This is a genomic window from Paenibacillus illinoisensis NBRC 15959 (assembly GCF_004000925.1).
GTDB lineage: Bacteria > Bacillota > Bacilli > Paenibacillales > Paenibacillaceae > Paenibacillus > Paenibacillus illinoisensis.
This window is the reverse complement of sequence record NZ_BIME01000002.1, coordinates 118,487-131,320: the sequence shown is the minus strand read 5'-3', so window position 1 is coordinate 131,320 and position 12,834 is coordinate 118,487. Positions and strand designations below refer to the sequence as shown.

Genomic DNA, 12,834 nt, shown 5'->3' with positions numbered 1-12,834 from the left:
ACTCCTTTTTCGAGTCTGCTTATACCGCAATTGGAGCTTTGATCCCCGGATGATGCTGATAGTTCTCAAACTCAAAATCCTCAAACTTATAATCAAAAATCGAATCCGGCTTACGTTTAATGATCAACTTAGGCAGCGCGAAAGGCTCCCGCTCAAGCTGTGTTTTCACTTGCTCCACATGATTGGAATAGATGTGCACATCGCCACCCGACCAGATGAAATCTCCCACTTCAAGGTCACACTGTTGGGCAATCATATGTGTCAGTAACGCGTAGCTGGCAATATTAAATGGCAACCCCAGGAATGTATCCACGGAGCGCATCGTAAGCATACAGGATAGTTTACCCTCCGCCACATAAAATTGAAACGCAAAATGACAAGGTGGAAGCTTCATGTTGTTAATCTCTGCCACGTTCCATGCACTTACCAGATGCCGGCGTGAATCCGGGTTATTTTTAATTGAATCGATAACTGCTGAAATCTGATCAATTTTCTCCCCGTTTGGTGCTTCCCATGTTCTCCACTGTGAACCGTAAACCGGGCCTAGATCGCCATTCTCGTCTGCCCAATCGTCCCAGATCTTCACTCCGTTTTCTTTCAGGTAGGCAATATTCGTATCCCCACTCAAGAACCATAATAGTTCATGAATGACGGATTTAAGATGGATTCGCTTCGTGGTTACAAGCGGAAAGCCTTCTGACAGGTTATAACGAAGCTGTCTGCCAAACACCGATTGTGTACCCGTTCCAGTACGATCCCCTTTATGAACACCGTTATCCAATATATCTTGTAATAAATCGAGATAGTTTTTCAAGTTGATTTCCCCTCGCATCTCTATATATGTTGCCACTCAGTTCCAGATTGGTCTGAGTTACATCGTGTCTGATCATCTTAACAGTTTATCACACTGTGCACGATGGAAAAAGAGTTGAAAACACATTCAATTTTGCTTATGTTTACAACACAATGTACATGATATAACTCTACGGAAGCCTTCTACACTCACAAAAAAAGAGGCGAATAACGCGTTAGCGCTATTCACCTCTTGATTTACGTATGATGCCGGACGAGTCTGAAGCTTAGACGATATTAGCGGGAAATGATGTGGATCGGGTGACCCATAACCAGTTCCGCAGCTTCCATCACGATTTCGCCCAAAGTTGGGTGAGCGTGAATAGTCAGAGCCAGATCTTCCAGAGTAGCACCCATTTCGATTGCAAGACCAAGCTCAGCAATCAGGTTGGAAGCTTCCAGACCAACGATTTGGCAACCAAGTACAAGGCCGCTTTCTTCGTCAGCTACGATTTTCACGAAGCCTTCAGCATGGTTCAAAGATACTGCACGGCCGTTACCCGCATAAGGGAATTTACCTGCTTTAACTTTGTAGCCTTTTTCTTTGGCTTCTTTTTCAGTGTAACCTACGCTGGAGCACTCTGGATCTGTAAATACAACAGCTGGCATACATTTGTAGTCAACTACAGATGGTTGTCCTGCGATTGCTTCAGCAGCCACTTTACCTTCATAAGAAGCTTTGTGGGCAAGTGCCAAACCGGATACGATATCACCGATTGCGAAGATGTGAGGAATGCTAGTGCGGCCTTGGTGGTCAACTTTAACGAATCCACGCTCGTCAACATCAACACCGATCAGGTCCAAACCAAGCTCACCATCCGTGTTTGGACGACGTCCAACAGTAACAAGCAGGTAGTCTGCAGTTACTTCTTTGGACTCACCATTTACGGAATATTTAACAGTTACATCTTTGTCCGTTTGCTCAGCACTTTCAGCTTTTGCACCCGTTACGATTTCGATGCCTGTTTTCTTCATGTTTTTAGCCACAAGGCTAGTCATGTCTTTATCGAATCCTGGCAGTACAGTATCCAAACCTTCGATGATCGTTACTTTAGCACCGAATTTGGAGTACATTTGACCAAGCTCAGCACCGATATAACCGCCACCGATAACGATCAGGCTTTTCGGTACTTCAGGCAGGTTCAATGCTTCTGTCGAAGACAGAATGCGTCCGCCAAATGGGAAAGGTTTCAGTTCGATTGGACGGGAACCTGTTGCAATGATTGCATTTTTGAATTTGTAACGCGGAGATTCGTGATCGTTGAATACACGCGCTTCGTTTTCGTTGATGAACATGCACTCACCATTGAAAACTTCAACTTTGTTGCCTTTAAGCAAACCAGCTACGCCGCCAGTCATTTTCTTAACAACGCCGTTTTTGAATTCTTGAGTTTTGCCGAAGTCCACTTTTACGTTTTCAGCAGAAATACCGAATGCTTCACCGTGAAGTGCATTTTCATATTGGTGTGCAGCAGAGATCAGGGCTTTGGACGGGATACATCCGCGGTTCAAACAAACGCCACCAAGCTCGGATTTGTCTACAATCAATACGCTTTGGCCCAGTTGAGCAGCGCGGATGGCAGCTACATAGCCGCCAGGACCCGCACCAATTACTAATGTGTCGATATTGAGAGAAGCGTCGCCTACTACCATATCTTACACCTCCATAACAAGCAGCTCAGGGTTAGCGAGCAGCTGTTTAATGTAGTTCATAAAGTTTTGTGCTGTTGCGCCATCGATGATACGGTGGTCAAAGCTCAAGGAAAGAGCCATTACAGGTGCTGCAACAACTTCGCCGTCTTTGATAACCGCTTTTTCGCTGATACGTCCAGTTCCGAGGATTGCAACTTCAGGGAAGTTGATGATCGGAGTGAAGAACATACCGCCAGCAGAACCGATGTTACTGATGGAGATTGTGCTTCCTTTCATTTCGTTAGCGCTCAATTTGCCATCACGGCCACGAGCTGCCAGATCACGAATGGAATCAGCGATCATCCAGATGGATTTGCGATCAGCATCTTTGATAACAGGAACGATCAAGCCGTTGTCTGTATCTGTTGCGATACCGATGTTGTAGTATTTTTTGTAAACAATTTCGTTAGCTTCTTCATCAATCATTGCATTCAGAGCAGGGAATTGACGGGAAGCTGCAACCAATGCTTTAACGATGAACGGCAGATAAGTAACTTTCGTTCCTTTTTTCTCTGCGATTGGTTTCATGCGAGTACGGAAAGCAACCAACTCGGTTACGTCCACTTCGTCCATGATTGTAACGTGAGGTGCAGTGTAAGCCGATTTAACCATAGCATTGGAGATTGCTTTACGGATACCTTTGAATGGTACGCGCTCTTCTTCAAGGCGTTGGTCAGCTGCTGCCGCTGCTGGTGAAGATTTTTTCTCTTCTTGAGCAGGAGCTGCGGAAGCTGCTGCGGATTGGCCGCCACCATTTTTGAAGGATTCAACATCTTCTTTGGTTACTTTACCGTTGTTTCCAGTGCCGTTAACCTGAGCGATGTCTACACCTTGCTCACGAGCAAATTTGCGCACGCTTGGAGTTGCCAGAACGTCTTTGGCAGGTACTGCCGGAACGCTGTTGTTGCCGCCTTCTTGAGCTGCATCTGAGCTGGAAGCTGCTGCAGAAGAACCACTAGTGTCAGCTCCGCCTTGAGCTGCGTCTTTCTCTTGTGCACCTTGGTCGCCAGCAGGAGCGTCGTCTTGCTCAGGCAGTTCGCCTTCTGCATCGATAACAGCAACTACTTCACCAACATGACAGATTTGACCGTCTTTAGCGAATACTTCAGTAACTGTTCCGTTAACCGGACAAGGTACTTCTACTACCGCTTTGTCGTTTTGTACTTCCATGATGATATCGTCGTCAGTTACTTTGTCCCCGACTTTGATGTGCATCTTGATGATTTCGCCTTCGTGAAGGCCTTCGCCTAGTTCAGGGAATTTGTATTCAAATTTAGCCAACTGAAAAACCTCCTTGATTATGTGCTCAATCCTGAAAACAACCCTTAGCTCCAAGAACTAACTGTTACTGCTAATGCAAATAACTGTCAATCAAGGGGCTAATGGCTGTTTACAGTGCAGCCTGTGCTGCGATGTCAATCACCATACTGCGCCTTGCGGCATGTCAGATGATCAAATTAGAAATTTACGACTTTGTTAACCGCAGCAACAATACGTGCTGGGTTAGGCAGCCATGTATCTTCAATTTGTGCGAATGGATATACAGTGTCCGGACCAGCTACACGCAGAACCGGTGCTTCCAGGTGAAGAATAGCTTTTTCATTGATTTGGGCAATGACTTCAGCTGCAACACCTGCGCTCTTTTGAGCTTCTTGTACAACAATTGCACGATTTGTTTTCTTAATAGAAGCAACAACAGTATCGATGTCGATCGGGCTGATCGTACGAAGGTCGATGACTTCAACTTTGATTCCTTGTTTTTCAAGCTCTTCCGCTGCTTTAACGGAAGTATGAACCATCATACCGTAAGTGATGATCGTAACGTCGGAACCTTCACGAACAACGTTTGCTTTACCCAGTTCAACAACGTAGTCTTCTTCAGGCACTTCTGCACGGAAAGCGTGGTACAGGTTCAAGTGCTCCATGAAGAATACAGGATCGTTGTCGCGGATGGAAGCGATCATCAGACCTTTTGCATCATAAGGGTTAGAAGGAACTACTACTTTAATACCCGGAGTTTGCGTGAGCAAACCTTCCAGAGAATCTGTATGCAATTCTGCCGCTTTTACACCGCCACCGAATGGTGTACGGAATACGATTGGAGAATTGTATTTTCCACCGGAGCGGAAACGCATACGAGCAGCTTGCACTACCATTTGGTCAAGTGCTTCGAAGATGAAACCTACGAATTGGATTTCAGCTACCGGACGGAAGCCTTGAATACCCAAACCTACAGCCAAACCACCAATAGCGGACTCAGCCAGTGGAGTATCAAATACACGCTCTTCGCCAAACTCTTTTTGCAGACCTTCCGTTACACGGAAAACGCCGCCTACATTACCTACGTCTTCACCGAAAAGCAGAACGTTAGGATCACGTTTCAACTCAACGCGAAGCGCATCACGGATTGCTTCTTTCATGTTCAATTGTGCCATTTGCTTCATTTCCTCCTTAAACATTGACAGTTCACATTTGAATTCATACATGTATACCGAGACACCAGAGCCGGCGCCGGATGTTTATGCTTTATCGGAAAAAACTTATTGGAAATCAGCTTTTTGCTCTTCCAAGTGCTTAGGCGTTTGTTCGAACATGCTGTCGATCAAGCCTGAAATCGTCATTTTCTCGGTTTTTTCCGCTTTTTTGATCTCTTCATTTACTTTAGCTTTTGCTTCTTCTTTCACACGAGCTGTATCTTCTTCAGTCCAAAGACCTTTTTTCTCCAGATACTTAGCGAAACGTGCGATTGGATCTTTTTCGCTCCATTCAGCCTCTTCTTCTTTTGTACGATATTTGGAAGCATCGTCAGAAAGGGAGTGAGGACGGAAACGGTAAGTTACCGCTTCGATCAATGTAGCGCCTTCTCCGTTACGTCCACGTTCAGCAGCTTCCTGAACCGCTTTGATAACAGCGAAAATGTCCATACCGTCAACTTTAACACCTTTGATACCTGCTGCTACCGCTTTGTGAGCGATGGACAGAGCTGCTGTTTGTTTAGCAAAAGGAGTTGTGATGGCATAACCATTGTTTTGTACGAAGAAGATAACTGGCAGTTTGTATACACCAGCGTAGTTCAGACCTTCATAGAAGTCACCTTCAGAAGAACCGCCATCACCTGTGTACGTAATAACAACTTGCTTTTGTTTCTTCAGTTTATAACCCATAGCAATACCCATTGCGTGCAGAATTTGTGCACCAATGATGATTTGCGGCATCAATACGTTAACGCCATCAGGAATTTGTCCACCATGTTGGTGTCCACGGGAGTACAAGAATGCTTGATAAAGAGGAAGTCCGTGCCACACGAGTTGCGGAATATCGCGATAGCCTGGAGCAATAAAGTCTTCTTTCTCAAGTGCAAACTCACTACCAACCATTGTTGCTTCTTGTCCAGATACTGGAGCATAGAAACCAAGACGACCTTGACGGCCCAGGTTTACTGCACGGTCATCCCAAGTACGGGTAAATACCATGCGGTACATAATTTCTTTTAATTGATCGTCGGAAAGTTTAGGCATCATGTCTTTGTTTACAATTTCGCCGTCAGGAGACAGCACGGACAGAGCTTCTACATCCTCCGTATACACTTCATAAGGAACCTTGCTCATTTTTTTCTTCACCTCAACAAAAAATTTGAATATCAAGTTCCGCTGTTATAATATTATTATACACCTGTTTCACTGCATACGTCAAAGATATCCGTAATTTTTTTATGTTTCCTTCCGGATTGTATGTATAACAGGGGCTTAATATTGGTATAACAGCATAATACATGATTGCGTGTTTGACCTATCCCCGCACCAGGTTAATCTTACCGTATTGCGCGGACGAATGCAAAAATAAACCGAGAAAGGTGACGTTTTATGACGGATTCCCGCTATTTGAAACGTACGATTGTAAAGGAAGAAATCGATAGCCGCTATCTTGGAGAGAAGCGCACACTTCGAATTTATCTTCCACCAGGCTATAACGAATTACTCAGCTACCCTGTCGTTTATTGTCAGGACGGCGAAGAATTCTTCAACTTTGGTCGTATTGCTACGACTGCCAACCGCATTATTCTGGATGAGGGTGCTGAACCTTTCATTATTGTAGGTGTTCAGGTTGATGTCTCCGTTCGAACCCAGGAATATGCTCCATTCGGTGATCGATTCAAAGCATATACCTCATGCTTTGCTGAAGAGATTATTCCCTTTATTGAAGAGAAATATCCGGTAAGACGCTCTCCACAGGAACGCGTTCTCGCTGGCGATTCCCTTGGTGGCAGTGTTTCATTGCATCTGGCCCTGCTCTATCCGGATCTGTTCACACGGGTGATCAGCATGTCTGGAGCCTTCTATTCTGCCTCCCAGGAAATCTATGCAGCTGAAGAAGACTTGTCCTGGCTTTCCATCTGGATGATCGTTGGTTTACAGGAAACTGCCTTTGAGGCGGATACCGGCACTTATGATTTTGTTCAGCTAAACAGAGACACACGTGATTTGCTTGAAAAGCGCGGTGCTCACGTCTCTTATCGGGAAAAGGATGGTCATCATCAATGGGGATTTTGGCAAAAGGAACTGCCTGAAGCCTTGTTATATTTCTTGCAAGAGAACTAGTGTGCTTCATATTATAAGCGGCTGTATTGGCCGCTATTTTTTTCTTTTTATTTGATAACGCTTACAAAAATCCTCTTAAAAAAAGCAGGAATCCCCTGCTTGTCTATAACCTCATTTTTGAAACGAATCCTGTACCTCTTAGGATTAGGCAAGAGAATGATCTTTTTGGATTTGCTCCAAAAGTTCATTGCAACCCGCTTCTACCAGCTTGTACACTTCTTCAAAGTTACCTGTAAAGTATGGATCGGGCACTTCCCGAAGGGATTCATTCGGCAGAAGGTCCATGAATTTCATAATATCAGCCTCTGCTCCGCCAGTTATCTTACGCACGTTGGCAACATTGGAATCATCCATGCAGACGATATAGTCAAATTGGTCAAAGTCAGCACTTCCAAATTGCCTAGCAGCCATGTCGGCATAGGAAATTTGGTGCGAATCCAATAGCTTGCGCGTTCCTTCATGCGGAGGCTTGCCAATATGCCAATCTCCTGTGCCAGCCGAGTCCACCTGAATCTGGTGCTGGAATCCTCTTTCCTCTATCTTGTGACGCAATACCGCCTCTGCCATAGGTGATCGACAAATGTTACCTAGACAAACAAACAAAACACGAATCATGATTACTCCCCCTTGCTTAACGTACGCTTAAGCGCTGACTGTGAAGACTGTGATGGAACTGCTTCTGCGCTTACCAATGAACGGCGAGGAAGCTTCCATTTATAATGTACAGAACACATCCGGAAAAATACAACTGCTGCAAAACATATCAACAGTCCCATATTCGAGGTAAACCATCCCATACCTATAACAAATCCGGCTGTCATAGCCCATACCGCATAGATCTCGTCGCGGAGTACTAGTGGCTTGCGGCCTGCAAGCAAATCACGAATAATTCCCCCGCCGATCCCCGTCAGTACTGCAGCAACGATTACCGCGCTGATGGGATGTCCCATATTAGCAGCATACAGTCCACCCTGGATGGCAAACGCCGCCAGTCCGATCGCATCAAATAGCGCTTCTGTTCTCTTCCAGTGACCGATCCACTTCAGTGGAAGCAAGAACGCTACAGCAACAGATACCAGTGCTAGCATAATTAGTCCACCCTGACTCCATAGCGTAGTGACAGGCACCCCAATTAGCACATTACGAACAACCCCGCCACCGAAGGCGGTCACCAGCCCCAATACGAGCACGCCCAAGATGTCATATTCCTCTTCCATCGCCACGAAAGCACCAGACATTGCAAAAGCAACGGTGCCTATAATGCTGAACACTTCAAAAATGTGCAAGTCCAACCTGTTCAAACCTCACTTTTCAAGTCATCTCCATGTCGCTCTACCCATTGTATCCGCGAGGACTGAAATTGTGCAACCACATTTTGTGTTTTATACTGAGAGCATTCGTGAATACTGTGAAATGATGTTATACGTTCTACATTAATAGAAGGGATGAATGGAATGACTACGAAACGCATTGTGATTTTTACAGGCGGGGCTCTCTCTCCTCAATTTCTCAAAAAAATTAGGCAGGATGATATGGTTATCGCAGCCGATCGCGGAGCACTGTATTTAATTGAACATGGCGTAAAGCCTCATATAGCCGTTGGAGATTTCGACTCCATTACAGAGCAGCAATGGCAAATGGTGCGTGAAAATAGTGAGCGCATGATCACGGTTGATCCTATCGCAAAAGATTGGACAGACACTGAAATGGCCTTTGAGACGGCACTAGACCACGAACCCACCCATATCCTGATGCTTGGAGCTACGGGGACTAGACTGGACCACACCTTGGCCAATGTACATATTATGGTTCGTGCTATGCAGCATCATATCTTCTGTACCATTCAGGACGAACACAACTATATGATGCTGACAACATCAAAATTAGAGGTGGAGGACCGGGGATATGAATACATTTCCTTACTGCCCCTCACTCCAGAAGTTACGGGTATTACATTAGATGGCTTCCTGTATCCTCTTGATCAAGCTACCATTCGGATGGGACAATCTTTGGGGATAAGCAATAAACTCCTTGGAGCAACAGGAACTGTATCCATAGACAGTGGATTATTACTTATCATACAGAGCAAAGATTAAACCTATATCCACGATAGTTATTACGTTTTTGTAACCTATAAAATGTACGGATTATAAGATCATAACTAGAAAAGACCCTTGATTATCAAGGGTCTTTTCTAGTTTTCTGTTCAATCATATAAGTCAACGATTAATTTTTTGACATTTTTAATCATTTTTTAATAAAGAAACCCAAACCTAGGCTGTACAAGGGATTATAGCGGTGTATCCAATTTCTAGGCTGTTACAAACCTGTTATACTCGCTTTAGCAACTTAACGAAAACGAATTTTGGAGGTAACAAACAACATGAAAACAAACATCTTAGTCCAAAAGGCCGTAACCGTCGGGTTGTGCGCTACATTAGGTTTTGGAGCTGTATTAATGACAAATGCACCTGTTGCACAAGCAGCAACTGCATCCGTATCTACTGGACAACAAATCGTAAACTACGGCAAAAAATTTACTGGAACACCGTATAAATTTGGCGCGTCAACGTCCACTACGAAATATTTTGACTGCTCTTCTTTTATGAAATATATCTTTAAGAAGTATGGTGTAGATTTGCCACGTACGTCTGTTAAACAATCCAAAGAAGGTAAGGCTGTATCGAAGGCTAACCTGCGTGTAGGAGATCTGGTATTCTTCTCGAGCGGTAGTCGTTCCACAGGTTCAAACATTACTCACGTAGGAGTATACGCTGGCAATGGCAAAATTCTGCACACTTACGGCTCTCCTGGTGTAACCATCTCGGATCTGAATTCCGGTACTTGGAAAAGAACATATATTAAAGCTCGCCGCGTACTGTAGTTAAACTATAATTTATACTATAGACAGGCAGTTGGGACCGGATCTTGGATCCGGTCCTTTTATATTTACCCGGATTTCTCAGGATTACAAACAGGCGTATTTTGGTAACTTAACGTCATATTGATGCTGGGAGTCATTCATTAACTGGTATGAAGCATGTAGCCGATGCCGCGTACGGTATGGATCAGTTTAATATCTCTCCCTTTATCAACCTTAACACGCAAATGTTTAATATATACGTCAACTACATTGGTATCCATCGCAAAATCATACCCCCACACTTCCCTTAGAATTGCACTCCGCGTACACGCCTCATTCACATGCCTGGCCAAAAATTCCAGCAGTTCATATTCTTTTGGTGTCAACATGAGGTAGTCCCCTGAACGGCTTACCCTGCGTGAACGCAGATTCACTTTAAGATCATGCACAACGATGACCTCCTCATCCGTTCGGGCTGCATTCCAGAAGACGCGGAGTAAATTTCGAATTCTCGCCATCACGATTTTCCACTGAAACGGTTCAACAATTACATCATTTGCGCCTTGATCAAGCCAAGCGACTATCTGTTCCGGGGTTGCCTGTGGTGTAATCACGATAATAGGAACGACGCCTTCCTTATACTCCATTAGCCATTGCAGTTCCTCCACAATTGAATTGTCATGCTCCTCATCCACTACGCCAATTATCATGCTGCAGGTTTCCAGCTGGGCGTCCTGTTCCTGATACAGTTCTTCCCATTTAATATCAAAAACGGAGTAACTCTCGGTACACAGCACTTCCTTAATCGAGTTCGTTCGGTCTTTGGCACCAATAAGTAAAATGGACGTTTTCATTTCGTTTCACCCGGCCTGTCTCAACCGCTGTCAAGGTGTAAAATGACCAATTCGCTTATCATTTCCACCTGGAGTACAGCAACCTATTGTTTGCTTAGCATGCCGTAAAACGAAAAAGTCCATTCCCCTATAGGGAACAGACTGTTGAATTTAATCATTTAGCCAAAATATCGATGTACGAGTGTTCGAGCTTCTGCAGTATCTTTTGTGCCATGAACCAGAACACGTCCATCCTGAAAAATAACCAATCGATGCACCCCTTTCGTAAAAGAGATCAGGAACGGATTGACTTCAACTGGTCCTTCATCAAGCCTCCTCAGACGCTCAGCCGTATCTTGAAGATTCAGCTTCATGGAGCGAGAAGGACGAATCTGAACTGTATCCCTACCGCATAACACATCGGTTTTCTCCAGATTTGCAGCGGAAAGGTATGGATAGGAAGCGGTATTTCCGCAGGAAGGACAATCTGCTTTTTTGGCACCATCCACATTTATGGATATGTACTCATTCCGCCATACATCAAAGGACAACAGCTTACGCCGCAGCGCACCTTCATTACCGCTAAGCAGCTTCATCGCTTCTGCTGTCTGGTTCGCCGTTACCATCTGCACAGCCTGGGGTATAATCCCCGATGTATCGCAAGTATCTCCACCGAGCGGTACCTCGCCAAGTAAACAGTTCAAACAAGGGGTATCCCCGGGCAGGAACGTATACGTGATACCATAACTCCCCACACACCCCCCATAAATCCAGGGAATGCGGTATTTCTGGGACATGTCATTAATCAGCAGCCTTGTATCAAAGTTATCCGTGGCATCCATGATAAGATCTGCATTTTGAATGAGATCCTCCAGCTCGTCTGCACGGACATCCATCACCTTGCCTTCAATGACAACCGAGGAGTTGATATCGAGCAGGCGTTTTTCGGCTGCCATCGCTTTTGGCATTCGCTGAACTGCATCCTGTTCAACATAGAGCTGCTGTCGCTGCAGGTTGCTCCATTCCACATAGTCCCGGTCCGCAATGGTAATGTGTCCAATACCTGACCTGGCGAGCGTCTCTGCAATGCCGGTTCCCAGTGCACCGGCCCCCACGATAACAACCCTGCTGTTGTTTAGTCTGCGCTGACCTTCTTTGCCAAGCGGAGCGTATCGTTCCTGTCTCGAATATCGATCACTTTGCTCCGTTGAATTTGTTTCTTCTATCATGTATGAACCATTCCTTCCGCCGGACTGCTGGCTGCCGCATAACGCTTAACGGGTATCATGCCTGCCTCATAAGCAAGTCTTCCCGCTTCAACTCCCATTCGCATCGCTTTTGCCATTTTAACCGGATCTCCCGAACCGGATACCGCCGTATTCAGCAGCACACCATCCGCCCCCAGCTCCATGGCATAAGCAGCATCTTTGGGGGAACGCAATCCGGCATCCACAATTACAGGAACAACCGCTTGCTCCATTATGATTTCCAGGTTGTACGGGTTGATAATGCCTCTTCCTGCTCCGATCGGTGAAGCTCCTGGCATGACTGCATGAACCCCAAGCAGCTGCAGCCGTTTGGCTAAAATCACATCATCTGAGATATAAGGCAGTACGATGAATCCTTTTTCCAACAGGATCTCGCAGGCCTTGTACGTTTCGATCGGATCTGGCAGCAGTGTGATCCCATCTCCGATCACTTCTACTTTTATCATATCACAAAGTCCTGAGGCACGGGCAAGTTCAGCGATTCGGACGGCCTCTTCTGCAGTGGAAGCACCCGCGGTATTAGGGAGTAAAGTGAATCGCTTCAAATCGAGTGTATCAAGGAAGTGGTGTTTATCCCGATCTTCCAAGTTGAGGCGTCGAACTGCAAAAGTCAGCACTTCGGTTCCTGACGCTTCTACCGCTTGACTCTGTATATCCAAATCGTCAAATTTGCCCGTACCCAACAACAATCTAGAATGAAATGAATGATGTCCTATCTTCAGCATGTT

General features: G+C 45.3%; 13 protein-coding genes. 3 read left to right on the top strand and 10 right to left on the bottom strand.

Annotated elements, in window-relative coordinates:
* Nucleotides 1-19: 19 nt before the first annotated feature.
* From thyA to pdhA, 5 genes are all read right to left on the bottom strand, one after another.
* Nucleotides 20-814, bottom strand: coding sequence for a thymidylate synthase (thyA, locus tag PIL01S_RS06085; protein ID WP_095286481.1), 795 nt, complete (start codon nt 812-814; stop codon nt 20-22).
* A 275-nt stretch (nt 815-1,089) separates the two neighbouring features.
* Complete coding sequence (lpdA, locus tag PIL01S_RS06080; protein WP_095286480.1) at nt 1,090-2,505, bottom strand: dihydrolipoyl dehydrogenase; 1,416 nt, start codon at nt 2,503-2,505, stop codon at nt 1,090-1,092.
* Nucleotides 2,506-2,508: 3 nt separating this feature from the next.
* Nucleotides 2,509-3,825 (bottom strand): dihydrolipoamide acetyltransferase family protein, encoded by a 1,317-nt coding sequence (locus PIL01S_RS06075; protein WP_127536726.1) that lies wholly within the window; start codon nt 3,823-3,825, stop codon nt 2,509-2,511.
* A 176-nt stretch (nt 3,826-4,001) separates the two neighbouring features.
* Nucleotides 4,002-4,979 (bottom strand): alpha-ketoacid dehydrogenase subunit beta, encoded by a 978-nt coding sequence (locus PIL01S_RS06070; RefSeq protein ID WP_095286478.1) that lies wholly within the window; start codon nt 4,977-4,979, stop codon nt 4,002-4,004.
* A 105-nt stretch (nt 4,980-5,084) separates the two neighbouring features.
* Nucleotides 5,085-6,152 (bottom strand): pyruvate dehydrogenase (acetyl-transferring) E1 component subunit alpha, encoded by a 1,068-nt coding sequence (pdhA, locus tag PIL01S_RS06065; protein ID WP_095286477.1) that lies wholly within the window; start codon nt 6,150-6,152, stop codon nt 5,085-5,087.
* Between the two features lie 255 nt (nt 6,153-6,407).
* Here pdhA and PIL01S_RS06060 point away from each other — a divergent pair, with 255 nt between their 5' ends.
* Nucleotides 6,408-7,142 (top strand): alpha/beta hydrolase, encoded by a 735-nt coding sequence (locus tag PIL01S_RS06060; protein ID WP_127536725.1) that lies wholly within the window; start codon nt 6,408-6,410, stop codon nt 7,140-7,142.
* Between the two features lie 144 nt (nt 7,143-7,286).
* Here the strand turns inward: PIL01S_RS06060 and PIL01S_RS06055 are convergent, their stop codons facing one another.
* Nucleotides 7,287-7,757: a low molecular weight protein-tyrosine-phosphatase gene (locus PIL01S_RS06055; protein WP_127536724.1), complete on the bottom strand. Its 471-nt coding sequence runs from the start codon at nt 7,755-7,757 to the stop codon at nt 7,287-7,289.
* 2 nt (nt 7,758-7,759) lie between these two features.
* The gene (locus tag PIL01S_RS06050; RefSeq protein WP_127537195.1) at nt 7,760-8,428 is read right to left on the bottom strand and encodes a trimeric intracellular cation channel family protein; all 669 of its coding nucleotides are present in this window, start codon (nt 8,426-8,428) and stop codon (nt 7,760-7,762) included.
* A gap of 168 nt (nt 8,429-8,596) precedes the next feature.
* Here PIL01S_RS06050 and PIL01S_RS06045 point away from each other — a divergent pair, with 168 nt between their 5' ends.
* The gene (locus PIL01S_RS06045) at nt 8,597-9,238 is read left to right on the top strand and encodes a thiamine diphosphokinase (RefSeq protein WP_127536723.1); all 642 of its coding nucleotides are present in this window, start codon (nt 8,597-8,599) and stop codon (nt 9,236-9,238) included.
* 287 nt (nt 9,239-9,525) lie between these two features.
* Nucleotides 9,526-10,026: a C40 family peptidase gene (locus tag PIL01S_RS06040; protein ID WP_095286473.1), complete on the top strand. Its 501-nt coding sequence runs from the start codon at nt 9,526-9,528 to the stop codon at nt 10,024-10,026.
* 140 nt (nt 10,027-10,166) lie between these two features.
* Here PIL01S_RS06040 and PIL01S_RS06035 read toward each other — a convergent pair whose 3' ends face one another.
* The 3 genes from PIL01S_RS06035 to PIL01S_RS06025 all read right to left on the bottom strand — a co-directional run bounded on the left by PIL01S_RS06035 (nt 10,167) and on the right by PIL01S_RS06025 (nt 12,831).
* A complete protein-coding gene (locus PIL01S_RS06035; protein ID WP_127536722.1) occupies nt 10,167-10,859 on the bottom strand; it encodes a response regulator transcription factor in 693 nt (230 codons plus the stop codon).
* A 158-nt stretch (nt 10,860-11,017) separates the two neighbouring features.
* Nucleotides 11,018-12,067, bottom strand: a complete 1,050-nt coding sequence (locus PIL01S_RS06030) for a ThiF family adenylyltransferase (protein ID WP_127536721.1) — start codon at nt 12,065-12,067, stop codon at nt 11,018-11,020.
* A complete protein-coding gene (locus PIL01S_RS06025; RefSeq protein WP_127536720.1) occupies nt 12,064-12,831 on the bottom strand; it encodes a thiazole synthase in 768 nt (255 codons plus the stop codon). Before PIL01S_RS06025 ends, PIL01S_RS06030 begins: the two co-directional genes overlap by 4 nt.
* Nucleotides 12,832-12,834 lie beyond the last annotated feature (3 nt).

What these genes read in the sequence shown, in the direction of transcription:
- lpdA (WP_095286480.1), bottom strand. Translation starts at nt 2,505, where the DNA reads ATGGTAGTAGGCGACGCTTCTCTCAATATCGACACATTAGTAATTGGT.
- PIL01S_RS06070 (WP_095286478.1), bottom strand. Translation starts at nt 4,979, where the DNA reads ATGGCACAATTGAACATGAAAGAAGCAATCCGTGATGCGCTTCGCGTT.
- PIL01S_RS06045 (WP_127536723.1), top strand. Translation starts at nt 8,597, where the DNA reads ATGACTACGAAACGCATTGTGATTTTTACAGGCGGGGCTCTCTCTCCT.
- PIL01S_RS06030 (WP_127536721.1), bottom strand. Translation starts at nt 12,067, where the DNA reads ATGATAGAAGAAACAAATTCAACGGAGCAAAGTGATCGATATTCGAGA.
- PIL01S_RS06040 (WP_095286473.1), top strand. Translation starts at nt 9,526, where the DNA reads ATGAAAACAAACATCTTAGTCCAAAAGGCCGTAACCGTCGGGTTGTGC.
- pdhA (WP_095286477.1), bottom strand. Translation starts at nt 6,152, where the DNA reads ATGAGCAAGGTTCCTTATGAAGTGTATACGGAGGATGTAGAAGCTCTG.
- PIL01S_RS06055 (WP_127536724.1), bottom strand. Translation starts at nt 7,757, where the DNA reads ATGATTCGTGTTTTGTTTGTTTGTCTAGGTAACATTTGTCGATCACCT.
- PIL01S_RS06025 (WP_127536720.1), bottom strand. Translation starts at nt 12,831, where the DNA reads ATGCTGAAGATAGGACATCATTCATTTCATTCTAGATTGTTGTTGGGT.
- PIL01S_RS06035 (WP_127536722.1), bottom strand. Translation starts at nt 10,859, where the DNA reads ATGAAAACGTCCATTTTACTTATTGGTGCCAAAGACCGAACGAACTCG.
- PIL01S_RS06060 (WP_127536725.1), top strand. Translation starts at nt 6,408, where the DNA reads ATGACGGATTCCCGCTATTTGAAACGTACGATTGTAAAGGAAGAAATC.